Annotated in this window: 24 protein-coding genes and 1 pseudogene; 16 read left to right on the top strand and 9 right to left on the bottom strand. The window is 73.3% G+C overall.

Annotated elements, in window-relative coordinates:
• Positions 1-299 precede the first annotated feature (299 nt).
• On the bottom strand, positions 300-1,286 hold the full coding sequence (locus ACYVOO_RS07700) for a LacI family DNA-binding transcriptional regulator (RefSeq protein WP_461014902.1): 987 nt from the start codon (positions 1,284-1,286) through the stop codon (positions 300-302).
• A gap of 281 nt (positions 1,287-1,567) precedes the next feature.
• On the opposite strand from ACYVOO_RS07700, the gene ACYVOO_RS07695 reads away from it, so the two are divergent.
• The 5 genes from ACYVOO_RS07695 to ACYVOO_RS07675 all read left to right on the top strand — a co-directional run bounded on the left by ACYVOO_RS07695 (position 1,568) and on the right by ACYVOO_RS07675 (position 6,723).
• Entirely contained in the window at positions 1,568-2,509 is a 942-nt protein-coding gene (locus ACYVOO_RS07695; protein WP_461014871.1) for an ROK family protein, read from the top strand.
• 202 nt (positions 2,510-2,711) lie between these two features.
• Positions 2,712-4,061 carry an ABC transporter substrate-binding protein gene (locus tag ACYVOO_RS07690; RefSeq protein ID WP_461014870.1) on the top strand — a complete coding sequence of 450 codons (1,350 nt, stop codon included), beginning with the start codon at positions 2,712-2,714 and terminating at the stop codon, positions 4,059-4,061.
• A 61-nt stretch (positions 4,062-4,122) separates the two neighbouring features.
• Positions 4,123-5,037, top strand: coding sequence for a carbohydrate ABC transporter permease (locus ACYVOO_RS07685; protein ID WP_461014869.1), 915 nt, complete (start codon positions 4,123-4,125; stop codon positions 5,035-5,037).
• Positions 5,034-5,951, top strand: a complete 918-nt coding sequence (locus ACYVOO_RS07680; RefSeq protein ID WP_461014868.1) for a carbohydrate ABC transporter permease — start codon at positions 5,034-5,036, stop codon at positions 5,949-5,951. Before ACYVOO_RS07685 ends, ACYVOO_RS07680 begins: the two co-directional genes overlap by 4 nt.
• Before the next feature lie 217 nt (positions 5,952-6,168).
• Positions 6,169-6,723 carry a hypothetical protein gene (locus tag ACYVOO_RS07675; RefSeq protein ID WP_461014867.1) on the top strand — a complete coding sequence of 185 codons (555 nt, stop codon included), beginning with the start codon at positions 6,169-6,171 and terminating at the stop codon, positions 6,721-6,723.
• Positions 6,724-6,814: 91 nt separating this feature from the next.
• Here ACYVOO_RS07675 and ACYVOO_RS07670 read toward each other — a convergent pair whose 3' ends face one another.
• Positions 6,815-7,084 carry a DUF4873 domain-containing protein gene (locus ACYVOO_RS07670; RefSeq protein WP_461014866.1) on the bottom strand — a complete coding sequence of 90 codons (270 nt, stop codon included), beginning with the start codon at positions 7,082-7,084 and terminating at the stop codon, positions 6,815-6,817.
• Between the two features lie 68 nt (positions 7,085-7,152).
• A complete protein-coding gene (locus tag ACYVOO_RS07665; RefSeq protein WP_461014865.1) occupies positions 7,153-8,124 on the bottom strand; it encodes a DUF6597 domain-containing transcriptional factor in 972 nt (323 codons plus the stop codon).
• 64 nt (positions 8,125-8,188) lie between these two features.
• Here ACYVOO_RS07665 and ACYVOO_RS07660 point away from each other — a divergent pair, with 64 nt between their 5' ends.
• Positions 8,189-8,827 (top strand): TIGR03086 family metal-binding protein, encoded by a 639-nt coding sequence (locus ACYVOO_RS07660; protein ID WP_461014864.1) that lies wholly within the window; start codon positions 8,189-8,191, stop codon positions 8,825-8,827.
• Between the two features lie 165 nt (positions 8,828-8,992).
• Positions 8,993-10,108 carry an NUDIX domain-containing protein gene (locus ACYVOO_RS07655; protein WP_461014863.1) on the top strand — a complete coding sequence of 372 codons (1,116 nt, stop codon included), beginning with the start codon at positions 8,993-8,995 and terminating at the stop codon, positions 10,106-10,108.
• A 364-nt stretch (positions 10,109-10,472) separates the two neighbouring features.
• Here ACYVOO_RS07655 and ACYVOO_RS07650 read toward each other — a convergent pair whose 3' ends face one another.
• Entirely contained in the window at positions 10,473-11,918 is a 1,446-nt protein-coding gene (locus tag ACYVOO_RS07650; RefSeq protein ID WP_461014862.1) for a M20/M25/M40 family metallo-hydrolase, read from the bottom strand.
• 473 nt (positions 11,919-12,391) lie between these two features.
• Here ACYVOO_RS07650 and ACYVOO_RS07645 point away from each other — a divergent pair, with 473 nt between their 5' ends.
• The 4 genes and pseudogenes from ACYVOO_RS07645 (at position 12,392) to ACYVOO_RS07630 (ending at position 16,615) form a co-directional block, all read left to right on the top strand.
• The gene (locus ACYVOO_RS07645; RefSeq protein WP_461014901.1) at positions 12,392-13,561 is read left to right on the top strand and encodes a geranylgeranyl reductase family protein; all 1,170 of its coding nucleotides are present in this window, start codon (positions 12,392-12,394) and stop codon (positions 13,559-13,561) included.
• Positions 13,562-13,822: 261 nt separating this feature from the next.
• Positions 13,823-14,252 (top strand): annotated as a pseudogene (locus tag ACYVOO_RS07640) (TetR-like C-terminal domain-containing protein); the annotation flags it as partial.
• A gap of 129 nt (positions 14,253-14,381) precedes the next feature.
• Positions 14,382-15,953, top strand: coding sequence for a sensor histidine kinase (locus tag ACYVOO_RS07635; RefSeq protein WP_461014861.1), 1,572 nt, complete (start codon positions 14,382-14,384; stop codon positions 15,951-15,953).
• The gene (locus ACYVOO_RS07630; RefSeq protein WP_461014860.1) at positions 15,950-16,615 is read left to right on the top strand and encodes a response regulator; all 666 of its coding nucleotides are present in this window, start codon (positions 15,950-15,952) and stop codon (positions 16,613-16,615) included. The genes ACYVOO_RS07635 and ACYVOO_RS07630 overlap by 4 nt, the downstream gene beginning before the upstream one ends.
• On the opposite strand, the gene ACYVOO_RS07625 is transcribed toward ACYVOO_RS07630, so the two are convergent.
• Positions 16,576-16,971 (bottom strand): DUF6332 family protein, encoded by a 396-nt coding sequence (locus ACYVOO_RS07625; RefSeq protein WP_461014859.1) that lies wholly within the window; start codon positions 16,969-16,971, stop codon positions 16,576-16,578. The two genes, ACYVOO_RS07630 and ACYVOO_RS07625, sit on opposite strands and share 40 nt — an antisense overlap.
• Before the next feature lie 471 nt (positions 16,972-17,442).
• Here ACYVOO_RS07625 and ACYVOO_RS07620 point away from each other — a divergent pair, with 471 nt between their 5' ends.
• Entirely contained in the window at positions 17,443-19,566 is a 2,124-nt protein-coding gene (locus ACYVOO_RS07620) for a glycoside hydrolase family 3 N-terminal domain-containing protein (protein ID WP_461014900.1), read from the top strand.
• A 73-nt stretch (positions 19,567-19,639) separates the two neighbouring features.
• Here ACYVOO_RS07620 and ACYVOO_RS07615 read toward each other — a convergent pair whose 3' ends face one another.
• Positions 19,640-20,407: a maleylpyruvate isomerase family mycothiol-dependent enzyme gene (locus ACYVOO_RS07615; protein ID WP_461014858.1), complete on the bottom strand. Its 768-nt coding sequence runs from the start codon at positions 20,405-20,407 to the stop codon at positions 19,640-19,642.
• The gene (locus ACYVOO_RS07610; protein WP_461014857.1) at positions 20,404-21,669 is read right to left on the bottom strand and encodes an MFS transporter; all 1,266 of its coding nucleotides are present in this window, start codon (positions 21,667-21,669) and stop codon (positions 20,404-20,406) included. Before ACYVOO_RS07610 ends, ACYVOO_RS07615 begins: the two co-directional genes overlap by 4 nt.
• A 17-nt stretch (positions 21,670-21,686) precedes the next feature.
• Here ACYVOO_RS07610 and ACYVOO_RS07605 point away from each other — a divergent pair, with 17 nt between their 5' ends.
• From ACYVOO_RS07605 to ACYVOO_RS07595, 3 genes are all read left to right on the top strand, one after another.
• Positions 21,687-22,919 carry an ROK family protein gene (locus ACYVOO_RS07605; protein WP_461014856.1) on the top strand — a complete coding sequence of 411 codons (1,233 nt, stop codon included), beginning with the start codon at positions 21,687-21,689 and terminating at the stop codon, positions 22,917-22,919.
• A gap of 4 nt (positions 22,920-22,923) precedes the next feature.
• Positions 22,924-23,499 (top strand): GNAT family N-acetyltransferase, encoded by a 576-nt coding sequence (locus tag ACYVOO_RS07600; protein ID WP_461014855.1) that lies wholly within the window; start codon positions 22,924-22,926, stop codon positions 23,497-23,499.
• Between the two features lie 145 nt (positions 23,500-23,644).
• Complete coding sequence (locus tag ACYVOO_RS07595; RefSeq protein ID WP_461014854.1) at positions 23,645-23,977, top strand: SHOCT domain-containing protein; 333 nt, start codon at positions 23,645-23,647, stop codon at positions 23,975-23,977.
• A 44-nt stretch (positions 23,978-24,021) separates the two neighbouring features.
• Here the strand turns inward: ACYVOO_RS07595 and ACYVOO_RS07590 are convergent, their stop codons facing one another.
• Together ACYVOO_RS07590 and ACYVOO_RS07585 are read right to left on the bottom strand one after the other, a co-directional pair.
• Positions 24,022-24,609 carry an ATP-binding protein gene (locus ACYVOO_RS07590; RefSeq protein WP_461014853.1) on the bottom strand — a complete coding sequence of 196 codons (588 nt, stop codon included), beginning with the start codon at positions 24,607-24,609 and terminating at the stop codon, positions 24,022-24,024.
• 168 nt (positions 24,610-24,777) lie between these two features.
• Positions 24,778-25,089, bottom strand: a complete 312-nt coding sequence (locus ACYVOO_RS07585) for a hypothetical protein (RefSeq protein WP_453348631.1) — start codon at positions 25,087-25,089, stop codon at positions 24,778-24,780.
• 167 nt (positions 25,090-25,256) lie between these two features.
• Between ACYVOO_RS07585 and ACYVOO_RS07580 the strand changes: the two genes are divergently transcribed.
• Complete coding sequence (locus ACYVOO_RS07580; RefSeq protein ID WP_461014899.1) at positions 25,257-26,387, top strand: PLP-dependent cysteine synthase family protein; 1,131 nt, start codon at positions 25,257-25,259, stop codon at positions 26,385-26,387.
• The last annotated feature ends 124 nt before the right edge of the window (positions 26,388-26,511 follow it).

The following is a 26,511-nucleotide window of genomic DNA, read 5'->3' as shown; positions in this document are numbered from 1 at the left end:
AACGGCGCTGACGAGTGAGGGGTCGCGGAGACGCGGACGGCGGGGTAGGCGGTGTACGGAACGGTACGAAAGCAGCGGGGAACGGCCCGCCGCACATGGCCTGAGCAGGGGAAACATCGTTCGGGTTCGGTGCCCGACGGAGATAATCCGAACACGTACTAACTTGCGTTGGCAAGGCCCGTGCAGCGAGTTGACGCGGATCTTTCACGGACGACATCGCACCGTCACCGCGCGCCGCCGGTCACCGCGCGGACCGCTCGGGCCGGACCGGCGGGAGCCCCGGGCCCCCTCCGCCGACGTCAGTCGCGCGGCGCCAGCTCGCCCGAACCCCGGGCGATCAGCCGCGTCGGCTGCGCCACGCGGCGCGGCGCGTCGTCCGCGCCGTCCAGCCGCCGGAAGAGCAGCTCGGCCGCGCTGCGCCCCAGCCGCGCCGGGTCCTGCGCCACGACGGTCACGGGCGGCGAGAGCAGGTCGGCCAGCTCGAAGTCGTCGAACCCGACGAGCGCCACGGGACGTTCGCGCTCGGCCAGCACCCGTACCAGCGTGACCGTCACCCGGTTGTTGCCCGCGAAGAGCGCGGTGACCGGCTCGGCCCCCGACAGCATCGACGCCGCGTCCACCCGTACGCGCTCCGGCTCCGTGCCGCCGAGCGCCAGCCAGGAGGGGTGCACGGGGAGGCCCGCTTCCGCCATCGCCGCCTCGTAGCCCCGCAGCCGCTCCGTGGCCGTGTGGATCTTGGGATGGTCGCCGATGAAGCCGATGCGCCGGTGGCCGTGCGCGATGAGGTGGGCCACGCCCTCCCGCGCGCCGGTGAAGCTGTCCGAGAGCACCATGTCCGCCTCGATCAGCCCCGGCGGGCGGTCCACGAAGACCGTGGCCACGCCCGCCGCGATCTCGGGCTCCAGATAGCGGTGGTCGTCGCTGGCCGGGACGATGACCAGCCCGTCGACGCGCCGCGCGCACAGCGCGAGGACGAGTTCGCGCTCGCGGTCGGGGTCCTCGGCGCTTGAGCCGTTGATCAGCAGCGCCCCGTGCGTCCGCGCGACCTCCTCCACCGCGCGGCTGAGCGGCGCGTAGAAGGGGTCGGCGAGGTCTTCGAGGACGAGCCCGATGCTGGCGGTGCGGCCCTTGCGGAGGATGCGGGCGCTGTCGTTGCGGCGGAAGCCGAGCGCGGTGATGGCCTCCTGGACCCGGCGCTCGGTGTCGGGTGAGACGCCCGCCTCGCCGTTCACGACCCGGGAGACCGTCTTGAGCCCCACCCCCGCGCGCGCCGCGACGTCCTTCATGGTGGGCCGGGTGCCGTAGCGGCGCTCAGGGCTACGGGTGGCGGGGCGAGCGGGATCGGCCACGGTCTCCAGTCCTTGTTCGTACGTACGGCGCCGGGCGCGGCGTGCGCGTCGGGCGTCGCCGGGCGGCGTCGTGCGCGGCGTCATGCGACGTCGTGCGGCACGGAGCAGCATAGCCCGGAAGGCGTAAGGCTGGACAACGTTGTCACTAGGGGTCAGACTTGCCCCCGGACCGTTCCCGGCAGGGGAGCGGACGGCCTGTCACCAGGAGAACAACGCCCATGCACACCGACCTCGTCGCCGCTCTCGACATCGGCGGCACCAAGATCGCGGGCGCTCTGGTGGCGGGCGACGGCGGACTGCTGGCACGCGCGCAGCGCCCCACGCCCGCGCGCGCGGAGGGCGGCGCGGTCATGGCCGCAGTCGGCGAGGTGCTGGACGAGCTGGCCGCGTCACCGGAGTGGCCGAGGGCGGGCGCCGTCGGCATCGGCAGCGCGGGACCCGTGGACGCGAAGGCGGGCACGGTGAGCCCTGTCAACATCCCGGGCTGGCGCGACTATCCGCTGGTCAGTGGCGTACGCGAACACGTCGGCGGGCTGCCGGTCACCCTCGTCGGGGACGGCGTCGCGATGACAGCGGCCGAGCACTGGCAGGGCGCGGCACGCGGGCGCGCGGGCGCGCTGTGCATGGTGGTCTCCACGGGGGTCGGGGGCGGGCTGGTGCTCGGCGGGAGGCTGCATCCGGGGCCCACGGGCAACGCGGGCCACATCGGTCACATCAGCGTCGATCTCGACGGCGACCCCTGCCCGTGCGGCGGGCGCGGCTGCGTCGAGCGCATCGCCAGCGGCCCGAACATCGCGCGCCGTGCGCTGGAGGCGGGCTGGCGCCCCGCCGCCGACGGCGACACGAGCGCGGCGGCCGTGGCAGCGGCGGCGCGCGACGGTGACCCGGTCGCCGCCGCCTCCTTCGGGCGGGCCGCGCGGGCGCTGGCCGCGGGCATCGCCGCGACCGCGACGCTGGTGGAGATCGAGATCGCGGTGATCGGCGGCGGGGTGGCGAACGCGGGCGACGTCCTCTTCGCGCCGCTGCGCGAGGCGCTGGACGAGTTCGCGACGCTCTCCTTCGTACGGGGCCTGGAGGTGGCACCGGCGCAGATGGGCACCGACGCGGGGCTGGTCGGGGCAGCGGCGGCGTGCTGGGAGCAACTGGGGGCTGGGGCCTGAGGCGGGTTCCCGGGAGGGGCGTCAGGGAAGGTGTGCGCGCGCCAACTGCCGTGACCCGTATGGCTGTTGGAAGCTGTTGGACTCGGTGCGGTAACGCTTGTTCGGCCCGCTGTCGAAACCCTTGACTGCGCTCTGACCGTGCAGTGGTATCTCCTCCTCGCGTTCGGTTGTGTGCGGTTCGACCCGGGAGGGCGGAAAGACCATGGCGCAATCATCGTTCAGTGAGAGGCCGGGTGTGCCCGGCGGTTCCGGCGGGTTCGGTGGGTTCGGCGGAGCGAGGGGCGGTCCGTCCCGTCGGGGGCTGCTGCGGGGGACGGCCGCGGGGGCGGGAGCGCTCACCCTGCCGACGCTGCTGAGCGCGTGCGGCGGCCCCGGCGGCGACGGAAAGACCGTCACGATGGGCTCCAACGCCTCGGACAAGGTGCCGCGCGAGGCGTACGCCGAATCGTTTGAAGCCTACGAGAAGAAGTCGGGGAAGACGGTGAAGGTCAACACCGTCAACCACGAGTCGTTCCAGGAGAACATCAACCGCTATCTCAAGGGCAGCCCCGACGACGTCTTCACCTGGTTCGCCGGCTACCGCATGCAGTTCTTCGCCGAGCAGGGCCTGCTGACGGACATCAGCGACGTGTGGAAGGGGCTCGACGGCTTCTCGGACGCCATGAAGAAGCAGTCCACGGGCGAGGACGGGAAGCAGTACTTCATCCCCTTCTACGTCTACCCGTGGGCCGTCTTCTACCGTAAGAGCGTCTTCGACAAGTACGGCTACGAGATCCCGAAGACGTTCGACGACTACCGCGCCCTCGCCAAGAAGATGGACAAGGACGGGCTCATCCCCATCGCCTTCGGCGACAAGGACGGGTGGCCCGCCATGGGCACCTTCGACTACCTCAACATGCGCGCGAACGGCTACGACTACCACCTCGGCCTGATGCGCGGCGAGGAGTCGTGGACCTCCAAGCGCACCCGCGACGTCTTCGACCTGTGGCGCGGCCTGATGCCGTACCACGACGAGGGCGCCAACGGCCGTACGTGGCAGGAGGCCGCGCAGACCCTCGCCAAGAAGAAGTCCGGCATGGCCGTCTTCGGACTCCCGCACCCGGGCCAGCAGTTCCCTGAGGACGAGCGCGACGACCTGGACTTCTTCCCCTTCCCCGAGATCGACCCCGCCATCGGGACGGACGCCGTCGAGGCACCCATCGACGGCTTCCTGATGTCGAAGAAGGCGAAGAACGACGAGGCGGCCAAGGACCTGCTGAAGTTCCTGGCGACGCCGAAGGCGGAGCAGACCTATCTCGCCCACGACCCCAGCAACATCGCGGTCCACGAGAAGGCCGACACCGCGGACTACGACCCCCTCCAGAAGAAGGCCGCCGAACTCATCGGCGGGGCGAAGGACATCTCGCAGTTCATGGACCGCGACACCCGCCCCGACTTCGCCTCGACGGTGATGATCACGGCGATCCAGCGCTTCATCAACAAGCCGGACGACATCGACGGCCTGGTGCGGGACATCGAGGCGCAGAAGAAGGAGATCTTCGGCGCCGACTGAGCCGGTGCCTTTCCGACCCGACCCGACCTGATCCGACTCGACCGACGAGGAGCACCGCGCCGTGCAGCTCAGCAGAGCCCGGCGCGCCGGACGGCGGGGAGCGCGTCGCTACACCACGCGCGATCTCGCCGTCCTCGGCGTGCTGCTGGGGATACCGATCCTGATCGACGTCGTCATCATCTGGGGCCCCACCCTGGCCTCCGTCGCGCTGTCCTTCACCGACTGGGACGGCATCACGGAGCTGGAGTGGGTCGGCGCGGACAACTACCGCTCCCTCGTCTCCTCCTACCCGCCCTTCTGGCCCGCCGTCCGCAACAACCTGCTCTGGCTGCTGTTCCTCGGCCTCGTCGCCACACCCTTCGGCCTGCTCCTGGCCGTGCTCATCGACCGGGGCGTGCGCTTCAGCCGCTTCTACCAGTCCACCCTCTACATGCCCGTGGTGCTGTCGCTGGCGATCGTCGGCTTCATCGCGCAGCTCGTCTTCTCCCGTGACCAGGGCGCGCTGAACGCGATCCTCGCGAACCAGGACCACCCCGTGGACTGGATCGGCGACCCGGACCTCAACATCTGGGTCATCCTGCTCGCCGCGGGCTGGCGGCACGTCGGCTATGTGATGATCCTCTACCTCGCCGGTCTGAAGTCCGTTGACCCGAACCTCAAGGAGGCCGCGGCCCTCGACGGGGCCGGGGAGCGGCAGACGTTCCTGCGGGTCGTCTTCCCCGTGCTGCGCCCGGTCAACGTCATCGTCGGCGTCATCACCGTCATCGAGGGGCTGCGGGCCTTCGACATCGTCTACGCGGTCAACAAGGGCCGCAACGGGCTCGAACTGCTCTCCGTCCTGGTCACCGACAACATCATCGGGGAGGCCAGCCGGATCGGCTTCGGCTCGGCCATCGCCACCGTGCTGCTCGTCGTCTCGCTGGGGTTCATCGTGACGTATCTCGTCCAGGAGTTCCGAGGGGAGAAGCGCCGATGACCGCTTCCGCGCCGATGACCGCCCCCGCGCCGACGCCGTCGACGCCCGCCACCCGCCCACGGGTGCGCACGGGGCGGCTGGGGCTGCACGCGTTCCTGGCCGCCGTCTCCCTCGCCTTCCTCGCACCGCTGCTGCTCGCGGTCTACGCCTCGCTGCGGCCGTACGAGGAGACCGCGGAACACGGCTACTTCTCCCTGCCGCGCAGCCTCTCCTTCGACTACTACCGGCAGGCGTTCACCGACTCGGGGATGGGCACGTACTTCGTCAACTCCCTGCTGATCGCGCTCCCCGGGGTGCTGATCGTGCTCTTCCTCGCGTCCTTCGTGGCCTTCGCCGTGACGCGGCTGCGGATGCGCGGCCAACTGTTCCTGCTGGTCCTGTTCACCGCGGGCAACCTGCTGCCGCAGCAGGTGATCGTCACGCCGCTGTACGTGCTGTTCAACCGCGTGCCGCTGCCGTACTGGATGTCGGACTCGATGACGATGTACGACTCGCTGTGGGCCGTCATCGCCGTGCAGGTCGGATTCCAGCTCGGCTTCTGCGTGTTCGTCCTCTCCAACTTCATGCGGACCCTGCCGCACGAGATCCTGGAGGCGGCGATCGTCGACGGCGCCGGGGTGTGGACGCGGTACTGGCGGATCACGCTCCCGCTGTGCCGCCCGGCGCTCGCTGCGCTGGGCACGCTGGAGTTCACCTGGATGTACAACGACTTCCTGTGGGCGCTCGTCTTCATCTCCAACGGCGACAAGCTCCCCATCACCTCGGCGCTGAACAACCTCCGGGGCCAGTTCTTCACCGACTACAACCTCCTGGCCGCGGGCTCCGTCCTCGTCGCCCTCCCCACGATCGTCGTCTTCCTGCTGCTGCAACGGCACTTCATCGCCGGGCTGACGCTGGGGGCCGGGAAGGGGTGAGGGAGGGGACCGGGTGGTCCGGTTCCGTCCGACGAGTCGGCGGAAAGCGCTTGTTGAACACAAAACGGTCACAGGCTCTGACGACTACTTACCACCCTCGCATCCCGCCGGATACTGTCCGTCTCCTCGCAAGAGGGGGGACTTGCTCATGTCGTATCCGAACACGCCATATCCACCCGGACCGTCTGGGCCGCCTGGACCGCCGACCGGGCCGCCCGTGCCGCCGCAGCGCGGTCCCCGTACGGGGAAGATCATCGGTTTCGGCTGCCTCGGCGCCGTCGTGATGGTCCTCCTCGTCGTCGCCCTCGGCGTGGCCCTGACCGGGAGCGGCGACGACGGCGGCAAGGCCAGGGCCAGGGCCGAGGCCGCGGAGACATCGGCGAAGGCGGAGGCCGAGGCCGGACCCGAGGCGGACGAGGGCGAGAAGACGGACAAGGCGGAGAAGGCCGAGAAGGCCGAGAAGGCCGAGAAGGACAAGGCCGAGCCCGCGGGCGACAAGGTCACCATCAAGGTGTGGGGCGATGCCCCGTCCGGGGTCGACATCATCTACGGGAGCGAGACCGAGAACCTGGAGGGCCCGGGGCTGCCGATGACCAAGACGCTGCCGCTCAAGGAGGACGCGGGCTGGTACATGGTCAACGCGCAGTTGCTGGGCGGAGGAGACATCCACTGCTCCGTCACCGTGGACGGCGAGACGAGGACGGCGCACGCCAGGGGCGGCTACAACGTCTGCAACGCGCAGCTCAGCGACACCGGCTTCGGCTGGGACTGACCCCCACACCCGTGTCGTGGCGGTCCCGCGGTGCCCCCAGCACGGCGGGGCCGTCACTCCGCTCGCGCCCGACCACCTGGCTGCCCGGCCGCTACGCCGGGCCCTGGCCCTCGCCCGAGACCTCGACGGGACCGAACCCGGCACCCCTGACCAGCACCCTGCCCGCACGCCCGTCGGGCAGCCGGACCGTCGCCGTGTCGCCCTCCAACTGCGCCCACAGGCTCCGGCCGGGTTCCGCCGAGCGGATGGTGCCGGACCAGGACGTCTCGGGGTCCGTCGGCGCCAGGTGGAGGGCGGCCTCGACGGCGATCTCCACACCTCCGCTGATCAGCCTCGCGGGCCCGCGGTAGAAGCTCTCCATGGCGATCAGTCTGGCAGCGGCGATGATCTTCCGCCTCCCGGCGTGGGCCACTCCGGCGACCGCGCCCGTCACCCCTGTCCCGGGCCCCGGCCCCGACTGGCGGCGCGGGAGGCGGCCGCCGTCCTCGCGTACGCGGCAGGGGTGACGCCCACGGTCGCGGTGAAGTCCCGTACGAGATGGGCCTGGTCGCTGTAGCCCAGTTCGGCGGCCAGCCGCGCCCAGCCCGCACCGGGACCGGCCGAGGCGCGCTCCAGCGCCTCGTGCAGGCGGTAGCGCAGGATGACCCACTTGGGGCTCACCCCCACGTGTTCCGCGAAGAGGCGCTGCATCCCGCGCACGGTCATGCCCTCGCTCCGGGCGAACTCCTCCACCCGGAGGACAGAGCGGTCCCCGCGCACCCGCTCCACCAGCCGCCTCGCCCGCTCCGAGCCCGGCTCTGGACGCGGGCCCAGCGCGAGCAGGAACGCGTCCAGCGCCGCGACCCGCGCGTCCTCGTCCTCCGGGGCCAGCACCCGCGAGGGGACGTCGGGGGAGACGTGGGGGAAGACCTCGGCCAGGGGCGGGTTGCGCCCCGTGAGCGCCGACAGGGCAGGGGGCGAGGCCGGCGTGTGCGTCGACGTCTGCGTGTGCGCCGATGTCGGCGTCGATGTCGGCGTCGGCGTCAGAAAGGGGCGGAAGCCGCCGGGCCGGAACCGGATCCCGCACACGCGGCCCCTGCCCTCCAGCTTCGTGGAGAAGAGCCCGGTGCCGACCCCCGCCACCTGCGCCTCGGGCCCGCGCGCCCCGCCCCTGTCCTCGAAGACGACGTTCACGGAGGGGTGCGGCACGACGTACGAGACGTACGGCTCGTCGAGGTCCCAGTCGATCAGCCAGTAGTGCTCCACGCAGGAGAGCAGCGGTGCGGCGGGCGCGCGGCGCCGGAAGCGAACGCGCGCGAACAGGCCCGCCGCGTCCACGATGCCCCGCGTATCGCGCCGTGGCGCACCCGCGCCGGGCCTCTCCCCGCCCCGCGAATCGCCGTGACCTGGCGGAACTGCCATGGCGGCGATCCTATGTCGCGTTTCTTCAAGCCGGGGCCGCGCACGCGTCCGTAGCGTCACGGCCATGACGAACAGGACTGACGGCGCGGACCGTACGGACCGCACGAGCCGTACGGACGACACAGCCAGGATCAGCGCACTGATGGAGAACGCGGCGCGCGCGGCGGCCCCCGTGGTGCGCGGCGTGGACGACGCGCAGCTCGGGCTGCCGACGCCGTGCGCGGAGTACGACGTGCGCGCGCTGCTCAACCACCTCCTCCACGTGGTCATCGGCTTCCAGGCCCTCGCTGCGAAGGGCACGGCGGACTTCTCCACCACGCCCGACTACGTCGCCGAGGGCGGCTGGCGCGACCGTTTCGCGGCGGAGACCAGGAAGCTGGCCGGGGCGTGGGCGCGGCCCGGAACGCTGGAGGGGGTCTCCGGAGGGTTCGGGATGCCCCAGCTCACGGTGGCGCACATGGTGCTGGGCGACATGACCGTCCACGCCTGGGACCTCGCCCGCGCGACGGGCCAGGACTTCACCCCCGACGGCCCCGCGCTCGCCGAACTGGCGCCCGCCTTCGCCGAGCTGGCCCCCATGGCGCGGCGGATGAAGGTCTTCGGGGAACCCGTGCCCGTGCCCGAGGGGACCCCCGCCTTCGAGACCCTGCTCGCCGCGACCGGGCGCGACCCCGACTGGAGCCCGCGACCGGCGAACGCCTGACGGCTCCTCGGCTCCTCGGCCGCGTCCTCCCGACCCCCGTCAGCCCCTCGCGCCCCAGGTGGCACCCCCGTACGCCAGGGGAGCCCGACGGCGGCGCCCCGGCGCGTTTCCGTGGCAGGGTGGAACGGGCACCCCAACGGGGGCGACGGAAGAGGGGGACGCATCGTGATCGTGTGGCTGAACGGCGCCTTCGGCGCGGGCAAGACCACAGCGGCGAACGAACTGCTTGATCTGCTTCCCGGAAGCACGCTCTACGACCCGGAACTGATCGGCACCGGCCTGAGAGCGATGCTCCCCAAGGAACGCCTCGGCCAGGTCGACGACTTCCAGGACCTGCCTTCGTGGCGGCGGCTCGTCGCGGAGACCGCCGCCGCGCTGCTGACGGAGGTCGAGGGACCGCTGATCGCCCCGATGACGCTGCTGCGGCAGGAGTACAGGGACGAGATCTTCGGCGCGCTCGCCGCCCGCCGCGTCGAGGTCCGCCATCTTCTGCTGCACGCCGATGAAACGATCCTTCGGGCACGTATCGACCAGCGTGCCGCCACCGAGGGCAAGTCGTCGCGACGCTGGTGCCTCGGCCATCTGCCGCACTACGGCGCCGCGCTCGGCCGGCTCTCGGCCGAGGCCCACGCCATCGACACCTCGCGGCTCACCCCGCGCCAGACGGCGGAGCGGATCGTGGACGCGATACGCGACGGCGCCGGGGCCATGGACATCGTGCAGACACCGGAACCGACGGCCGAGACCGTCGCCGCCGGGGTGCTGCTCTTCGACGAGCACGACCGCGTGCTCCTCGTGGACCCGACCTACAAACCGGGCTGGGAGTTCCCCGGCGGCGTCGTCGAGGCGGGAGAGGCCCCCGCGCGGGCCGGGATCCGCGAGGTCGCGGAGGAACTGGGGCTGCGGCTGGAGAGGGAACCGCGCCTCCTGGTCACCGACTGGGAGCCGCCCCGCCCGCCCGGCTACGGCGGGCTGCGCCTCCTCTTCGACGGCGGCCACCTCGGCGCGGAGGCGGCGGGCACACTGCTGCTGCCCGGCGCGGAACTGCGCGACTGGCGCTTCGTCACCGAGGACGAGGCCGCGAGCCTGCTGCCGCCCGTACGGCTGGAGCGCCTGCGCCGCGCGCTGCGCGCCCGCGAGGAGGGGTGCCCGCTGTATCTGGAGGCGGGGGTCCCGGTCGGCGCGGGCTCCCGCGCACGCGAACCCGAGTGGGAGCGGGAAGCGGAACCGGAGCGGGTGCCGGGGCGCGGCCGGGACGGCGCGGCGGTCGGAGAGAGCTGAGGGCTGAGCCGCTCCTGGCCGGGGCGGGCCGCGCGGCTGCCCTGCGGGCTACGTGTGCGTCGGCGTGCGCGCCGTCGTTCTGTGTCGCTCAGCTCGGTCGCGCGTGACGCCACGGGACGGCGCGGCGGTCGGGGCGGGCTGAGCCGGTCCCGGCCGGGGTGGTCTCTGCGCAGTCGCTTCGCGTGCTACCGGGGCGCCGTCGCTCAGCTTGGCTGCGCGTGACGTGGTGGGAAGCGCGCTGCGGCCGGGGCGGTCTGCCCGGCCGCCTCGCGTGCTACCGGTGCGCCAGCGTGCGCGCTGCCGTTCAGGGTCGCTCAGCTCAACGGGAAGCGCGCGGGGGCCGCCCCGGCCGGAGCGGCGTCGCTCAGTCCTGCCGTGCGTAACGGCGCAGGAAGTGGGCCTCGGCCACGGACATCCGCTCCAGTTCCTGGGGCGAGACGCTCTCGTTCACGGCGTGGATGCTGGCCTCGGGCTCGTTGAGGCCGATCAGCAGGATCTCCGAGTGCGGGTAGAGCGAGGCGAGGGTGTTGCACAGCGGGATGGAGCCGCCCTGGCCCGCGATCTGCATGTCCTCGCCGTCGTACGCCTCCCGCAGCGCGGCGGCCATCGCCGCGTACGCGGGGCTGCCGGTGTCGGCGCGGAACGGCTGGCCCTGACCGACCCGTTCGACGGACACCCGCGCGCCCCACGGCACGTGCGCCTCCAGGTGCGAGACCAGCAGCTCACCGGCCTTCGCCGCGTCCACACCCGGCGGCACCCGCAGGCTCACCGCGGCACGCGCGCTCGCCTGCACGGAGGGGGTGGCCCCCACGACGGGCGGGCTGTCGATGCCCAGCACGGTGACGGCGGGGCGGGCCCAGATGCGGTCGGCGACGGTGCCGGAGCCGGTCAGCTCCACCCCGTCCAGCACCTTCGCGTCCCGCCGGAAGTCCTCCTCCGTGTACTGGAGGCCCTGCCAGCTCGCGTCCGTCTCCAGCCCGTCGATGACGGTGCTCCCGTCGGGCGCGCGCAGCGAGTCGAGGGTGCGGATGAGTGCGGCCAGCGCGTCCGGGGCGGCGCCGCCGAACTGGCCTGAGTGGAGGTTGCCCTCCAGGGTGTCCACGCGTACCCGCAGCAGCGACATGCCGCGCAGCGTCGCCGTGACGGTCGGCAGGCCCACGCGGAAGTTCCCCGCGTCACCGATGACGATGGTGTCAGCGGACAGCAGCTCCGGGTGCTCCTCGGCGTACCGTTCGAGCCCGCCCGTGCCCTGCTCCTCCGAGCCCTCGACGATCACCTTGACGTTCACCGGCACTCCACCGTGCGCCTTCAGCGCGCGCACGGCGAGCAGGTGCATGATCACCCCGCCCTTGCAGTCGGCGCTGCCACGCGCGTACCAGCGCCCGTCCTCGCGCTCGGTGAGCGTGAACGGCGGCGTGAGCCAGGCGTCCTCGTCGAGCGGGGGCTGCACGTCGTAGTGCGCGTAGAGCAGCACCGTCGGCGCGCCGGCGGGGCCGGGGAGGAAGCCGTAGACGGAGCGGGTGCCGTCGGGGGTGTCCAGCAGGGCGACGTCCTCGAAGCCCTCGGCGCGCAGCGCGTCGGCGACCCAGTCGGCTGCGGCCTCGCACTCGCTCACGGGGAACTGCGCGGGGTCGGCCACGGAGCGGAAGGCGACCAGCTCGGCCAGCTCGGCGCGCGCCCTCGGCATGAGCCCCGCGACGGTGGCGGCGATACCCGCCCCGGCCCCGTCGAGGGCGTCCGTGGCACCGCAGCGCGTGGTGCCGTCGGGGAGGCTGTCGGCGGTGCCGCCGAGGTCCGGGCTGTGGTCCATGGGAACGCTCCTTGTGGGCGCGACGTTGGGCACGTACGTACGGACATGTGTACTGCACATGCGTACGAGTCGGTGCCGCCGATCCTCCCACAGCATGGGCCGGTGAGGGCGCGCCGTAGGATGCGGACGGCCATACCGGAGCCGAGGTCGAGCGGGAGCGGAAGCACATCGTGAGCAGCGAGAACGCAGCCGGAGGAGAGGACCGGGGCACCGAACGGGGCGAGAACGGGAGCAGTCCGGACACCGGGCGCACTCCCGACGGTGCCGGGGTGTCCGAGGGTGCCGAGGTGTCCGGGAGTGCCGAGGTCCCTGACGGTGCCGAGGCGTCCGACGGCGCTGAGGCCCCCGACGGTGGTGAGCTTCCGGCGGTCTCGGAGGAGCGGGGCGCCTCGGAGGAGCCGGGGGAGCAGGCGGAGCCCGGGGAAGAGCCCGCAGAGGGATCCGAGGCGGGGCGCGAGGCGCGCGTCTGGGACGTGGTCGTGGTCGGGGGCGGCCCGGCCGGGGCATCCGCCGCGTACGCCGCCGCCGTAGCGGGCCGTCGCGTCCTGCTGCTGGAGAAGGCCACCCTGCCCCGCTACAAGACCTGCGGCGGCGGCATCATCGGCCCCTCGCGCGATTCCCTGCCCCCCGGCTTCGAACTCCCGCTGCGCGAGCGCGTGCACGCCGTCACCTTCTCGCTGAACGGCAGGCTGACGCGCACCCGCCGCTCCCGGAACATGCTGTTCGGCCTCATCAACCGGCCGGAGTTCGACCAGGCCCTCGTCGAGTCGGCGGTCGAGGCGGGCGCGGAGATACGGACGGGCGTCACCGTCTCCCGCGTCGAGCAGCACGGCCCGAACGTGCCGGACCGCCGCACCGTCGCCGTCGTGCTCTCCGGCGAGCACGAGCCGGTGCTGGCCCGTGCCGTGGTCGGCGCCGACGGCAGCGCCAGCCGCATAGGCGCCCACGTCGGGGTGAAGCTGGACCAGGTGGACCTCGGCCTGGAGGCGGAGATCCCCGTACCGCCGAGCGTCGCCGAGGACTGGGTGGGCCGGGTCCTGGTCGACTGGGGCCCGCTCCCCGGCAGTTACGGATGGGTCTTCCCCAAGGGCGACACCCTCACCGTCGGCGTGATCTCCGCGCGCGGCGAGGGCGCGGCCACCAAGCGCTATCTGGACGACTTCATCGGCAGGCTCGGGCTCGCCGGGTTCGAGCCCAGCATCTCCTCGGGGCACCTCACGCGCTGCCGCTCGGAGGACTCCCCGCTCTCGCGCGGGCGGGTGCTGGTGTGCGGGGACGCGGCGGGGCTGCTGGAGCCGTGGACGCGCGAGGGCATCTCGTTCGCGCTGCGCTCGGGGCGGCTGGCGGGGGAGTGGGCCGTGCGTGTGGCCGAGTCACACGACGCCGTGGATGCCAGGCGCCAGGCCCTCAACTACGCCTTCGCCATCAAGGCCGGGCTGGGCGTCGAGATGGGGGTCGGACGGCGGCTCCTGCGGATCTTCTCGCGGCGCCCCGCCATGATCCACACGGCCCTCACGGGCTTCCGGCCCGCCTGGAACGTCTTCGCCGACTTCACGCGCGGCGCCACCTCGCTGGCCGACATCGTGCGGAACCGGCCGGTGGCGCGGCGCGCGCTCGACACGCTGGACAAGGCGGGCGCGTAGCGCACTCCGCGAACGCGGGTGCGGGTGCGGGTGCGGACACGGATGTGGACGCGGATGTGGAGGCGGGTACGGGCGCGACGGGTCGGCCGCGTCGCCGCTACGGAGCGGTGTGCCCCGCCCGGCCCGCCCCGCCCCCGTCTTCCGCGTCACCGTCGAGAACGGTGATGCGGAAGACGGTGCTTGGGTGCCGCGGCGAGCAGCTCCGCGTCCGACGAGTCGGGGCCCACCCCGTCGAAGAAGGCGCCGGCCTCCCACTTCGCCCGCTGGCAGGCGGTCTGCCGGGCCGTGCGCGAGTGGGTGCTGGCGCATCCGCACGAGTACGCGCTGATCTACGGTTCGCCCGTCCCCGGCTACTCGGCGCCGCAGTCGACCACGGGCCCCGCCTCGCGGGTGTGGCTCGCGCTGTTCACCGTGGTCCGTGACGCGTACGCCGCCGGTGCGCTCCGCGAGCCCGACGCGACGCACGCCGCGCCAGCGCCCGTACGCGATGACGCACGCCGTCTGCTGGACCGTCTCGGGGGTCGAGCTGCCGCCGGCCGTCGCCGCCGAACTGGCCGCGACCTGGGCACAGCTCTTCGGGCTGCTGAGCTTCGAGCTGTTCGGCCAGTTCGAGAACGTCGTCACGGACAGGGGCGTCTTCTTCGACCACGCCGTCACGGGACTGGCACGCGGGGTGGGCCTCGTGCGGTGACGGCCGACGCCCGCGCGGGGCTGTTCGCGGCGCGGGCCCGGCGGGAGCGGGGCGTACTCCCGGGGGAGTACGCGTGATCACTGCGCTCGGTCGACGCGGCCCCGGCCCGCGCGGGGCTAGCGTGACGTCATGAACCCCCGCCGAGCCTTCCGCAGCTCCGGCGGCCTCCGTGCCCTCCGTGGGCGCGGTGGCCCGCCCCGGCGCCGTGAGGACGGCGGCCCCGAACCCGTGGCGAAGGACGGCGGCGCGGCACGCGCTCTCCGCGAACCGGACGACGCACCCCGCGAGCGCACCGGCGCCCCGCGCCCGGCCGACCCGCGCGGCGACGACAGGCACACCGCTGCTCCGCGCGCCGACGAACCCCCCCGGCACCCCCGGCACCCCTGGCCCCCTCCCTGGTCCCCGCCCTGGCGGCGGTGGCTGGAGGAGCCCCGTGCCGACAGGGCGCTGCCGTGGCTGTCCTCGCTGGCGCTGCTCATCCTCCAACTGGTGGGCTCCAACGTGGCCGCCGCCAACCAGCTCGGCGACCGCGTGCCGCTCGACCCGTTCGCGCGCGTGCTGCTCGTGCTCGGACCCGTGCTGCTGATGCTCCGTCACCGCTGGCCCGGCACGGTCGCCTTCGGTACCTCGGCCGTCGCGACGGTGTATCTGGCCGCCGGTTATCCGTACGGGCCCATCTTCGTCAGCGTGGCCGTCGCGGTCTTCTCCGCCGTCGTCTCCGGGCGCCGCTACGCCGCCTGGGGCGCGGCGGGCGCCTTCTGCGCGTGCCACCTGGTGACCGGGCACTGGCTCTACCGCTGGCTGCCGCCCTCCGGCGACGGCCCGGCGCCCTGGGGCTCCGAGCTGTTCATCCTCGCCTGGGCCGCCGTGATCGTGACCGCGGCCGAGCTGGCCCGCACCCGCCGCGAGGAGTGGCTGCGCCGCAGGGCTGAGGCGCGGGAGGCGGAGCGGCGCCGGGCCGACGAGGAGCGGCTGCGCATCGCCCGCGAGCTGCACGACGTGCTGGCCCACAGCATCTCCGTCATCAACGTCCAGGCGGGCGTCGGCCTCGCGCTGCTCGACTCCGACCCCGACCAGGCCCGCACCGCGCTCACCACCATCAAGGCGGCCAGCAAGGAGGTGCTCGGCGAGGTGCGGCAGGTGCTGGACACCCTCCGCGCCCCGGGCGACGCGCCCCGCGCCCCCGCGCCCGGCCTCGGCCGCCTGCCCGAACTCGCCGACCAGGCCGAGGGCGCGGGCCTGAGCGTCACCACCGAGACCGAGGGCGCCGTCTGCCCGCTGCCGCCGGGCGCCGACCTCGCCGCGTTCCGCGTCGTCCAGGAGGCCCTGACCAACGTCGTGCGCCACTCCGCCTCCCGCACGGCACTGGTGCGCCTGCGCTACGGGGAGCGCGAGCTGGAACTCACCGTCGACGACGAGGGGCCGGCTCACGGCGTCGGGCCCACCGGCGGCGGCAACGGGCTCGTCGGGATGCGCGAGCGCGCGTCCGCGCTCGGCGGCGGCGTCGAGGCGGGGCCACGGGGCGACGGCGGCTTCCGCGTCGTCGCGCGCCTCCCGCTGACGCCCGCCGGTACGGCGCCGGACGCCGCCCCGCGGCCGGACGGCCCGCCGGACCCGCCGGACCCGCCGGACCCGCCGGTCGGCCCACCGCACGCCCCGGCGCGCCCCGACCCGGCGCGCCCGCAGAGGGAGACACCGTGATCCGCGTACTGCTCGCCGACGACCAGCTCCTGGTCCGCGCCGGGTTCCGCGCGCTGCTGGACGCGCAGCCCGACATCGAGGTCGCGGGCGAGGCGGCCGACGGCGACGAGACGCTGGCGCTCGTGCGCGAACTGCGCCCCGACCTGGTCCTGATGGACATTCGCATGCCCCTGCTCGACGGGCTCGCCGCCACCCGCCGCATCACGGCGGACGCGTCGCTGAGCGAGGTGAAGGTCGTCATGCTGACCACCTTCGAGCTGGACGAGTACGTCTTCGAGGCGCTCAGATCGGGCGCCTCCGGGTTCCTCGTCAAGGACACGGAACCCGAGGAACTGGTGCGGGCCGTGCGCGCTGTCGTGCACGGCGACGCGCTGCTGTCTCCGAGCGTCACCCGCCGTCTCATCGCCGAGTTCGCCGCCCGCTCCAAGGAGCCCACAGCCGCCGCGGGGCTCGACGAGCTGACCGAGCGCGAACGCGAGGTGATGGCACTGGTGGGCATCGGGCTGTCCAACGAGGAGATCGCCCGCAGGCTGGTCGTCTCGCCGCTCACCGCGAAGACCCACGTCAGCCGCACGATGGTGAAGCTGGGCGCCCGCGACCGTGCCCAACTGGTGGTGCTCGCCTACGAGTCGGGGCTCGTCCGGCCCGGCTGGCTCGGCTGACGGGCCCGGTGGCGCCAGCGCAGCAGTACGTACGCGACGCGCGCGGCGAACACCGTGACCGCCGTCAACTTGGCGGCCAGCAGCCAGGGCCCCGGCTCCGCCGGGTGCGCGAGGGCGACGGGGAGGGCGAGCGCGAAGTAGGCCAGCGCGGCGAGGAGTCCGCCTGTGACGACGGCGAAGCCCATCTCGACGGTGGTCGCGTCCCGCTCGGCCTGTGTCCTGGGCCCAGCGCCGGGCCGCCCTGGGGTGTCCGGGTCCCCGTGCGGTGAGGCCGGGTCCGCGCCCGGGTCCGCTCCCGCATCCGGCCCCGCATCCGGCCCTGTGCCCGCGCCCGCTCCCGATCCGGTACCGGTCATCGGGTGCCTCCCCCCGGGGTTCCTGGTCCCGTCCCCTTCGTCTCCCCGTACGCGGGGACGGGCACACCTCATGCGCGGGGCACGTACTGGCTTCAGGAGGTGAAGAGGTGCGTCCGTTCGGCTGGCCGGTGAGGGACTGCGTGTTCAGGCCTTGACCCCTCTCTCGCCTCCGGGTTTGACTGCGATCACTCAAGTTGCCTGGTGCATCTTCCGTACGCCTCTGCCGAAACGCCTCTGTCGAAGTCGAAGGAGACTCACGTGGCCGGGAACGTCAGCCGTCGCAGCGTGTTCAAGGCATCAGCGGGAGCGGCCGTCCTGGCCTCGTCCGCCACCGCTCTCCCGCCGGCGGGCACGGCCGCCGCCGCACCGGCCTCGCCCGCCGCGCCCGGTACCGGAGCGTCCCGTGCCGCGCGACGGGCCGCCGCACGGGACCCGAAGACGGAGCGGCGCGTACGGAGCCTGCTCGCCCGGATGACCGTGGAGGAGAAGTTCGGGCAGCTCCAGCAGCTCACCTGGAACCCCGACACGGGCCCTGGCGAGGGCCAGAACGAGGCGGCGCGCAAGGCGGCGGCCGAGGGACGGCTCGGCTCGGTCCTCAACATCGTCGGCGCCAAGGAGTGCAACGACCTCCAGCGCGTCGCCGTCGAGGAGTCCCGGCTCGGCATCCCCCTCGTCTTCGGGCTCGACGTCATCCACGGCTTCCTCACCACCTTCCCCGTCCCCCTCGCGCAGGGCGCCAGCTTCGACCCCGGAGTGGTCGCCTCGGACGCCGAGGTCAGCGCGCGCGAGGCCCGTTCGTGGGGCGTGCACTGGACGTTCGCGCCGATGGCCGACGTCAGCCGCGAACCGCGCTGGGGCCGGGTGGCCGAGGGCAGCGGCGAGGACCCGTACCTCACGGCCCGGCTGACGGCGGCCAAGGTGCGCGGCTACCAGGGCGAGGACTACAGCGCGAAGGACCGGCTCGCGGCCTGCGCCAAGCACTTCGTCGGCTACGGCTTCCCCGAGGGCGGGCGCGACTACAACACCGTGGACCTCTCCGAGCGACGGCTGCGCGACATCGCGCTGCCGCCCTTCAAGGCGGCCGTCGACGCGGGCGTGGCCACGGTCATGGCCTCCTTCAACACCGTCAACGGCATCCCGGCGCACGCCAACAAGCACACGCTGAGCGAGATCCTCCACGAGGAGCTGGAGTTCGACGGCTTCGTGGTCGGCGACTACAACGGCGTGCAGGAGCTGATCCCGCACGGTGTCGCCGCCGACGGCGCCGACGCGGCACGCCTCGCGCTCGGCGCGGGCGTCGACATGGAGATGGTCAGCACCACCTACGCGGAGCACGGCAAGAAACTCCTGGAGTCCGGCAAGCTGGACCGGGACCGGCTGGACGACGCCGTGCGCCGCATCCTGCGGATCAAGGTCCGCCTCGGCCTCTTCGAGAACCCCTACGCGGACGAGGACGGGCAGATCGGCGACCCGACCGCAGCCGCGCGCCGTGCGGCACGCGAGGCCGCGGCCCGCTCCGCCGTGCTGCTGCGGAACGAGGACGGCACCCTCCCCCTGGAGGCGGGCACCGGCGCCATCGCCGTGGTCGGCCCGCTCGGCGACGACACCCAGGAGCTGCACGGCACCTGGGCGGGCCCCGGCGCGCGCAAGTACCCGGCCGTCTCCGTCCTGGAGGGCGTCAAGAAGGCGGCGCCAGGGGCGAAGGTCACCTTCGCGAAGGGGTGCGAGGTGGAGGGTGAGGACACCGGCGGCTTCGCGAAGGCGCTGGCGGCGGTACGGAAGGCGGACGTGGCCGTCGTCGTGGTCGGTGAGAAGGCGGCCCAGAGCGGTGAGGCGGCCGTGCGCAGCGACATCACCCTGCCCGGGGTGCAGGAGCGGCTGATCAAGGAGATCGCCAAGACGGGCAAGCCGTTCGCCGTCGTCGTCCTCGCGGGCCGCCCGCTCGTGCTCTCCGGCATCGCGGAGGAGGCCCCGGCCATCCTGAACGCCTGGCACTGCGGCATCGAGGGCGGCAACAGCGTGGCGGACGTGCTGTTCGGGAAGGTCAACCCCGGCGGCAAACTGCCCGCGACGTTCCCGCGCTCCGTCGGCCAACTGCCGTACTACTACGCGCACGAGAACACCGGGCGCCCCTACGACCCGGACAACAAGTACACGTCCAAGTACCTCGACCTGCCCCACGGCCCGCTCTACCCGTTCGGCTTCGGGCTCAGCTACACCACCTTCGAGGTCTCGGACCTGAAACTGAGTGCGGCGAGCGCGAGCGCGTCCTCTGTGCGCGGCGGCGGGAGCGAGGTCGAGGCCACCGTCCGCGTCGAGAACACGGGCCGCAGGAAGGGGGACGAGGTGGTGCAGCTCTACGTCCGCGACAAGGTCGCCAGCCTCGCCCAGCCGGTGCGGCGGCTGCGCGGCTTCGAGCGGGTCACCCTGAAGCCGGGCGAGTCGCGCACCCTCACCTTCGCGCTCGGCGCCGAGGACCTGGGCTTCCACACCAACGACCCGGACGGCGAACTGCGCGTCGAGCCGGGCGAGTTCGAGGTCTACGCGGGCACCAGCGCGGAGGCGTCGCTCAAGCGGACCCTGACGCTGACCTGATGTGACGTGCCCTGATCCGACGTGATCCGCCCGGCCCGCCCCGCGCACCTTGCGGGCCGGGCCGGGCCCGAGGTCAGACGCGCGCCGTCGCCTGCCACAGCTCCGCGAGGGAGGCGTCGCCCTCGACCGTCAGCCCGTCGAAGGAGCGCCGGTTCCACAGGGCGAGATAGAGCAGCTCGGCGGGTCCGCTCACTTCGCAGTCGCCACCGTCGAGTGGGCCGGGGCCGGGGCCGTCCGCGCCCTCGTCCTCCCTGGTCACCTGGAGCGGCGCGTCGGAGAACCGCAGCGCCCAGGGCGCCTCGGGCACGTCCGTCGCGCGCAGCCGCAGTGTGCGCGGGGTCTCGGTGCGGAACCTGGTGCGCGCACGGGTGGCGAAGCCGGTGAGCAGTTCGTCGATCCCGTCGGCCGCGACGCGGGGCGCGACGGGGGAGAGGGCGCCGCCCGTGGCGAGTTCGGCGTCGACGCGGTGGACGGTCGTCTCGTGCGTCTGCCGCCGCGTCCAGAAGTGCAGCGGGGAGGGCGAGCCGGGCAGGAAGGTGAAGCACTCCAGGTCCTCGGGCGCCTCCCTGAGCGCCGTGACCAGCCGAGCATGGCCCTCCCGCAGCCAGTCGGCCACCTCCTCGTCGGCCACCTTCACCTCGTCAAAGCCCTGTCGCTCGGTCAGCGACTCGGCGACGTAGCGGGTGGCCCAGCGGTGCACCTGGCCCTGATGCAGCGTCAGGTCGCGGACCCGCCAGCCGGGGCAGGACGGCACCTCGGCGTCCGCGCCAGCGAATTCCACGGCGCGCGCGAACAGTTCGCCCTCGCCTTCGAGCGCGGTGAGCAAGTCAGCGGTTCTCATGGCCGGGATTCTGCCAGTACCGCACGTCGGGTGGTATAGGCGACGGCAGCGGCCACGCCCGCCAGCAGCGCCACCGTGGTCAGGGCCGCCGTCAGCGAGAACCACTCCGCGAGGAAGCCGATCGCGACCGGGCCCAGCAGCATGCCGCCGTAGCCGAGCGTGGAAGCGGCGGCGACGCCGCTCGGGCCCGCGAGGGCCCCGGCGCGTGCGATCGCGATGGGGAAGATGTTGGCCAGCCCGAGCCCGGTGATCACGAAGCCGGTGAGCACCAGCCAGACCGAGGGTGCGAGGGAGCCCAGCAGCATGCCGGCGGCGGCCATGGCGCCGCCCCCGACCAGGGCGCGGACCGGCCCGAGCCGCTCCAGCAGCGCGGTCCCCGACAGCCGTCCGACGGTCATCGCGAGCGCGAAGACCGAGTACCCGGCCGCGGCGACCCCGGCCCCCGCGCCCAGGTCGTCGGTGAGGTGGAGCGCGCTCCAGTCGGCGAGGGCGCCCTCCCCGTAGGCCGTGCACAGCGCGATCAGGCCGAGGACGATCACCAGCCAGCGGGTGCGCCCCGTCATCGTGCGCGCGGGCTCCCCGCCCGGTCCTTCCGGCCGCGCTTCCGGGGGCGGGGGAGCGGCGTGCGCGAGCAGCGGACGGGCCGCGACGGCGGTGATCAGCAGCCCCAGCACCGTCAGCAGCAGAAGGTGCCGGGTGGGCGAGAGCTGCCCCGCGATCAGCCCGCCAAGACCCGCGCCCAGCATCCCGCCGAGGCTGAACGCGGCGTGGAAGCCGGGCATCACGGGACGGCGCAGCGCGGCCACGACGTCGACCGCCGCCGCGTTCATGGCCACGTTGATGCTGCCGTACGCGGCGCCGAACACCAGCAGCACCAGCCCGAGCGCCAGCGCCGAGTGGGTGAGCGGCGGCAGCGCGACGCTGAGGGAGAGCAGCAGCGCGGAGGCGACGGTCACGGAGTGGTTGCCGAAGCGGTGGCAGAGCCGTCCGGTGAGCATCATGGTGACCATGCCCCCGGCGGAGACCCCGAGCAGCGCCAGACCGAGGGCGCTGGGAGAGGCCCCGGTCTGCTCCTTGATCGCGGGGATGCGGACGACCCACCCGGCGAAGATGAAGCCGTCGAGGGCGAAGAACGCGGTGAGGGCGATACGGAGACGGCGCAGAACCGGGTCGGTCGCGGGGAGAGCCGCGAGGGGAGAGGAAGTGCTGCCGCGCCCCATCGCACCGGTCAGCGCCGACCGTATTTTGTTCAGTGTCGGCACAAAGCAAGAATAGGGGGGTGACCCACACGCGTACAACAAAGCTGGAGAGAGGCCGCAGCGCCCTCGGCCCGGCGCTGGAACTCGTCCACACCGGAAGGGCGCCCACCCGGGCCGTGCTCACCGCCGAGCTGGGCGTGACCCGCGCGACGGCGGGCGCGGTCGCGGCGGAGCTGGAGACGCTCGGGCTGATCACCGTCGACTCGCGGCCCGGCGCCGCCGTCGGCGCACAGGGCCGCCCCTCGCACCGGCTCGCCGTCCGGGAGGACGGGCCCGTCGTGCTCGCGGTGCAGGTGCACGCGGACGGCTTCCGCGCCGCGCTCGTCGGCCTCGGCGGACGCATCGTCGCGACGGCGCCCGGCTGCGGCACCGTCGAGGCCGACCCGGCGAGCGTGCTGCGCGAGGTCGTCGAGGAAGGGGCCAGGCTGCTGCGGGAGACGGGGCGGCGCTGCGTGGGGGCCGGACTCGCGGTGCCCTCGGCCGTCGCCGAGCCCGAGGGCACCGCGCTCAACCCGCTCCACCTCGCCTGGGAGGCGGGGGTGCCCGTGCGGGACGTCTTCAACCAGTGCCTCGCCGAAGCGCGCGTCCCTGGCCCCTCAGGGGAGACCACGGCGAACGGCTTCACGGCGAACGACCTCAACCTCGCGGCCCTCGCCGAGCACCGGCACGGCGCGGGGCGCGGGGCGCAGCACCTGCTCGTGGTCGGTACGGGGCACCGGGGCGTCGGCGGCGCGCTGGTCCTGGACGGCCGCCTGCACACCGGGAGTTCGGGGCTCGCACTGGAGGTCGGCCATCTGACCGTCGACCCCGGCGGGCGCCCCTGCCACTGCGGCAGCCGCGGCTGCCTCGACGTGGAGGCCGACCCCCTCGCGTTCCTGGAGGCGGCCGGGCGCCCGCCAGGACCCGAGGTCTCGCTGCTGGACCAGTCCCGCGAGCTGATCGCCGCCGAGTACGCCACGAGCGAGGACGTGCGGGCCGCCGTCGGCACCCTCATCGACCGGCTCGGACTCGGACTCGCCGGACTGGTGAACATCCTCAACCCGGACCGCGTCGTCCTCGGCGGACTGCACCGCGCCCTGGTGGAGGCCGACGGCGACCGGCTGCGCGCCGTCGTCGCCGACCGCAGCCTGTGGGGGAGGAGCGGCAGCGTGCCCCTGCTGGCCAGCTCCCTCGACCACGCCAGCCTGGTGGGAGCGGCCGAACTGGCCTGGCAGCCGGTGCTCGATGACCCGCTGGGGGCGCTGGGAGGATAGCTCCATGCGCATCAGACCGGGGAGGGACGGGGACTTCGAAGCCCTGCGTGAGATCGAGCGGGCCGCGGGCCTGGCCTTCGGCGACCTGGGCATGCACGCGGTCGCCGAGGACGAGCCGCCGCCGCTCGCCGTCCTGCGCGACTACGCGCGGGCCGGATCCCTGTGGGTGGCGGAGGACGGCGAGGGGCCCGGCCCGCGCTGGGGGCCAGGGGGAGGGGACGGGCCGCCGGTGGCGTACGTGATGGTCGAACCCGTCGACGGCAACGTGCACATCGAGCAGATCTCGGTGCACCCCGCCAGCGCGCACCGCCGCATCGGCCGCGCGCTCATCGAGCACGTCGCGTCCCTGGCGACGGCCGACGACGTCCCCGCGCTCACCCTCACCACCTTCAGCGACGTCCCCTGGAACGCGCCCTACTACGAACGCTGCGGCTTCCGCCGCCTCCCGGAGTCCGAACTGACCCCGGGCCTGCGCCGGATACGCGCCCACGAGGCGGGCGCGGGGCTGGACCGGTGGCCCCGCGTGTGCATGCGCCGCGAACTGGGGCCGCGGGGTTCGCGGCACGGGCAGGCGCGGTGAGTCCCCCGGGCCGCCCCGTACTCCCGGCGGGGTAGTGCGAGAGCCGCTGGGCGTACGACGACGCGGGACGCGGCGCGCGCGAGTCTCGGTAGCGAAGGAAGCACAGGAGACGGCAGGGCCGTCGCTACCGAGGAGTTGAACCGCCATGAACACACTGGCGCAGTGGAACGAGAGCGGGGGACCGGGGCCGTGGGTGCTGTTCTTCCCGCTGGTCTGGGCGGCCGTCATCGGCGGTGCGGTGATGTTGCTGCGCCGCACGGTCTGGCGCGGCGCGGGGCGGCCCGGACGGCCGTGGCGGGGCGCCCCGGGCGCGGACGCGCCGCGTGAGCACGGGCCGGGTGGTCCGAGCGGACCGGGTGGTGCGCTCGGTCTGCTCGACCACCGCTTCGCCTCGGGCGAGATCGACGAGGACGAGTACTGGCGGCGCCTCTCCGTGCTGAACGAGAGCGCGCACGGCCGCGAGAGCGGCAAGCCGTAGCCTCCCGCGCCCCTGTCGCGGCGGCGGCCGGGGCCGCCCCCCCCTCACGGGGTGGCGGCCACCGCCCCGCCGGACCCGTTCGCACTCTGCCCGGGCCCGGTGACCGGTCCCGTCGCGGCCCCTTCCAGGGCCATGGCGGCGGGCGGGGACGGGGCAGGGGCCACGCTTCCCGGCCCCCCGGGCGCCTGGGCGCCCTGGCGCCTGCGCGACGTCGGCGACGTCGAGAAGGCCGCGGGCAGCGTGAACCACACGACCTTCCCCGAGCCGTCCTGCTGGGCGCGCATCCCCCAGCTCGCGCTGAGCGCGGCGACCATCGCCAGCCCGCGCCCGTTGCACGCGAGGGAGTCGGCGGCCCGTACCCGCGGCAGGTTCGGATCGTGGTCCCGCACGGAGACCGTCAGCCGGTCCCAGAGAAAGGCCAGCTCGACGGTGCAGTGCTTGTCGGGGCCCGCGTGCCGGTGCACGTTGGCCAGCAGTTCGGTGACCCCGAGGGTCGCCGGGTCGATGAGCGGGTCCAGGTGCCAGTAGCGCAACTGGGCGCCGACGATCCTGCGCACCTGCCCGATACGGGACGGGAGTGCCTGGAACTCGACGGCGCAGTGCCTGCTGGGGCTGGCGGTTCGACTGATCACCACTACGGCTCCCTGCGGAGGGCGCGGAAGGCTTCGAGCGCGAGCGCGACAAAAGGATCAGATGTGACGTAGGGCACAGATCCAGAATGAGTCGGCACGTACAGCCGCGCAACGCGGGGCCCTCAAGCGGAACCCGTCGGTCCCGCCGTCCTGTCGTCCCGCCAGGGTTCAGCGCCCCAGGACACCACGTTCGGCCGCGGCCTTCGCCCGCGCCGTGCGCACCGCGCTCAGCAGGCCCTCACGGTGTCCGAGGCCGAACTGGAGGAGATAGCGGGTGCCGCCCAGAGTGGCCATGGCACGGTCACGCAGCCCATAGCCGCTGATCCGCACCTTGTCCAGAGGCGCACTGTCGATCTCGCTGCCATAGCTCGTCATCAGCACCAGTTGGCCGTCCCTGACCAGGACGTGCCCGGCCCGGGTGAGCGAACGGAGCATCCGCCGTATCTCCACTCCGGTAGCGTCGAACTCCGGCTCCGCCACTGTCTGCCTCCCACCAGATCATCGCAGCTCGGGTACCCCCTGCCCTGCTGCCCTACACCCCTGTCCGCAGTGTGCACGCAAGGCGGGCGGTCCACCAGAGCCCCTCTTATGATCGCCGGGTGAGCACCACCGAACCGGCAGCGGCATCCGGGCCAGGACAGCCCGCTGTGAGCCAGGAAGTCGTCCCGCCCCCCACCGCCGTACCCACCGTTGACGTGGACCGCAGCGACCCCGACTACCGGAGCTGGCTCAAGGAAGCCGTCCGCAGGGTCCAGGCCGACAACAACCGCAGTGCCGACACCCATCTGCTGTCCTTCCCGCTGCCCGAGCGGTGGGGCATCGATCTCTACCTCAAGGACGAGTCCACCCATCCGACGGGCAGCCTCAAGCACCGGCTGGCCCGCTCGCTCTTCCTGTACGGCCTGTGCAACGGCTGGATCCGCCTCGGCAGGCCCGTCATCGAGGCGTCCTCCGGCTCCACGGCCGTCAGCGAGGCGTACTTCGCGAAGCTGATCGGGGTGCCCTTCATCGCGGTGATGCCGCGCACGACGAGCCCGGAGAAGACCCGGCTGATCGAGTTCCACGGCGGCCGGTGCCATCTCGTGGACGACCCCCGGACGGTGTACGAGGTCTCGGCCGCGCTGGCGGCCGAGTCCGGGGGGCACTACATGGACCAGTTCACCTACGCCGAACGGGCCACCGACTGGCGCGGCAACAACAACATCGCCGAGTCGGTCTACGACCAGATGCGCCGCGAGCGCTTCCCCGAACCCGCCTGGATCGTCGCCACTGCGGGCACCGGGGGCACCTCGGCGACCATCGCCCGCTATGTGCGGTACATGCAGTACGACACCCGCGTCTGCGTGCCCGACCCCGAGAACTCCTGCTTCTTCGACGGCTGGGTGCGGGGTGACCCCCACGTCTCCAGCGACAGCGGCTCGCGCATTGAGGGCATCGGTCGGCCCCGGATGGAGCCCAGCTTCGTGCCCGCCGCCATCGACCGGATGATGAAGGTGCCCGACGCCGCGAGCGTCGCCGCCGCGCGGGCCCTGGAGACGGCGCTCGGGCGCAAGGCGGGCGGCTCCACGGGGACCGGGCTGTGGAGCGCGCTGAAGATCGTCGCGGAGATGGTCGCGGAGGGGCGCACCGGCAGCGTCGTCACCCTGATCTGCGACCCGGGCGACCGCTACCTCGACAAGTACTACTCCGACGCCTGGCTCGCCGAGCAGAACCTGGACATCCGCCCGTACGCGCAGGCGATCGAGACCTTCCTCGCGACGGGCGACTGGCCCGGCTAACGGTCCCCCTTCGCGGGGCGCGCAAGGAAACACAGGGTTGCCCCTTCACGCTGGTGTGCCCCTTCACGGGGTGCCCGTTTCTCGTAGGGGTGCGCTCTGTGGGTGCCCCTTGGGGTTCGTTCGC

The organism is Streptomyces daliensis, assembly GCF_054782395.1.
This window is presented reverse-complemented; position numbering and strand designations above follow the sequence as displayed.

Excerpts from the sequence above, each read along its gene's own strand:
- ACYVOO_RS07700 (WP_461014902.1), bottom strand. The coding sequence starts at position 1,286 with ATGAAGGACGTCGCGGCGCGCGCGGGGGTGGGGCTCAAGACGGTCTCC.
- ACYVOO_RS07695 (WP_461014871.1), top strand. The coding sequence starts at position 1,568 with ATGCACACCGACCTCGTCGCCGCTCTCGACATCGGCGGCACCAAGATC.
- ACYVOO_RS07690 (WP_461014870.1), top strand. The coding sequence starts at position 2,712 with ATGGCGCAATCATCGTTCAGTGAGAGGCCGGGTGTGCCCGGCGGTTCC.
- ACYVOO_RS07680 (WP_461014868.1), top strand. The coding sequence starts at position 5,034 with ATGACCGCTTCCGCGCCGATGACCGCCCCCGCGCCGACGCCGTCGACG.
- ACYVOO_RS07670 (WP_461014866.1), bottom strand. The coding sequence starts at position 7,084 with ATGGAGAGCTTCTACCGCGGGCCCGCGAGGCTGATCAGCGGAGGTGTG.
- ACYVOO_RS07665 (WP_461014865.1), bottom strand. The coding sequence starts at position 8,124 with ATGGCAGTTCCGCCAGGTCACGGCGATTCGCGGGGCGGGGAGAGGCCC.
- ACYVOO_RS07660 (WP_461014864.1), top strand. The coding sequence starts at position 8,189 with ATGACGAACAGGACTGACGGCGCGGACCGTACGGACCGCACGAGCCGT.
- ACYVOO_RS07650 (WP_461014862.1), bottom strand. The coding sequence starts at position 11,918 with ATGGACCACAGCCCGGACCTCGGCGGCACCGCCGACAGCCTCCCCGAC.
- ACYVOO_RS07635 (WP_461014861.1), top strand. The coding sequence starts at position 14,382 with ATGAACCCCCGCCGAGCCTTCCGCAGCTCCGGCGGCCTCCGTGCCCTC.
- ACYVOO_RS07625 (WP_461014859.1), bottom strand. The coding sequence starts at position 16,971 with ATGACCGGTACCGGATCGGGAGCGGGCGCGGGCACAGGGCCGGATGCG.
- ACYVOO_RS07620 (WP_461014900.1), top strand. The coding sequence starts at position 17,443 with ATGACCGTGGAGGAGAAGTTCGGGCAGCTCCAGCAGCTCACCTGGAAC.
- ACYVOO_RS07615 (WP_461014858.1), bottom strand. The coding sequence starts at position 20,407 with ATGAGAACCGCTGACTTGCTCACCGCGCTCGAAGGCGAGGGCGAACTG.
- ACYVOO_RS07600 (WP_461014855.1), top strand. The coding sequence starts at position 22,924 with ATGCGCATCAGACCGGGGAGGGACGGGGACTTCGAAGCCCTGCGTGAG.
- ACYVOO_RS07595 (WP_461014854.1), top strand. The coding sequence starts at position 23,645 with ATGAACACACTGGCGCAGTGGAACGAGAGCGGGGGACCGGGGCCGTGG.